Consider the following 1,279-nt stretch of genomic DNA (forward strand, 5'->3'; position numbering starts at 1 on the left):
AGAATGAAGTTACCGACCACATCCACAGAAAAGAGGACTTCCCTATGAATAATTTTTCGACAGATATTGCTCACGCTCTAGTCCAACATCAGGATATCAACGAGATCTTTCGATCTCATCTGGAACACGCCGTGAACCAGCTGCTTCAAACCGAATTGACGTCCTTTCTGGATTATGAGAAATACGATGCGTCCGGCATCGGTTCCGGCAATTCCCGCAACGGCACGTACGAACGCACCTTGAAAACGGAATTTGGGGAGCTGTCGCTGGCGATTCCCCGGGACCGGAACGGGGACTTTCACCAACAGACGGTCGCGCCGTACAAACGGACCAATGATACGCTGGAAGCCTTTGTGATGCATATGTACCACAAGGGCGTCACCACCGCGGAGATCGCCGATCTCCTGGAACGCATGTATGGCCACCATTACACGCCGCAGACGATTTCCAATATGACGCAGACCATGGAAGCCGAAGTGGAAGCCTTTCGACACCGGTCGCTGGCGAAACGCTACGCCTGCATCTATCTGGATGCCACGTTTATCGCGTTGAAACGGGACACGGTCGCCAAAGAAGCCGTGTATATCGCGGTCGGGATTCAGGAAGACGGCTCCAAAGAAGTGCTGGCGTATCTGCTGGCTCCGACTGAATCCGCGGGCAACTGGCAGGAGCTCCTGGAGGACCTTCAGGTCCGCGGCCTCGAAGAAGTACTCCTGGTCATATCAGATGGACTGGCAGGCATGACCGATGCGATCCACGCCGTCTATCCGAGTGCCCGGCATCAGACGTGTTGTGTGCATGTCTCCCGCACCCTTGCCCGCAAGGTCCGCGTGCAGGATCGTCCGGCGGTTTGTGCTGACTTCAAAACCGTGTACCGGGCCAACAGCCGCGACGAAGCCGCTGAAGCCCTTCAAGCGTTTATCGATGCGTGGTCCTCGCGGTATCCATCGATTCGCCGGGTGCTCGACGAGCACCCCACCTTACTCACGTTTTATGATTTTCCCTCCGCGATCTGGCGGAGCCTGTACTCGACGAATCTGATCGAATCATTCAACAAGCAGCTCAAGAAATACGTCAAACGCAAAGAACAATTCCCGAATGAAGCGTCCATTGAACGGTTTTTGGTCAGCCGTTTTGATGCCTACAATCAAAAGTTTTCCACCCGCTGCCACCTGGGCTTCGCCCAGGCCCAACATCAATTGGAAGATATGTTTCAACGGCAGGGTTAACTTCAAGGCTGGAAAAGGACAGCCGTTTACACAAAATTATTGACGGTCCC

Annotated in this window: 1 protein-coding gene; it reads left to right on the plus strand. The window is 54.1% G+C overall.

All coding sequences use genetic code 11. The features are described from left to right. Positions 1-44: 44 nt before the first annotated feature. The gene (locus ACTTK7_RS17215; protein ID WP_462869328.1) at positions 45-1,229 is read left to right on the plus strand and encodes an IS256 family transposase; all 1,185 of its coding nucleotides are present in this window, start codon (positions 45-47) and stop codon (positions 1,227-1,229) included. The last annotated feature ends 50 nt before the right edge of the window (positions 1,230-1,279 follow it).

The organism is Marinococcus tarijensis, assembly GCF_054971385.1.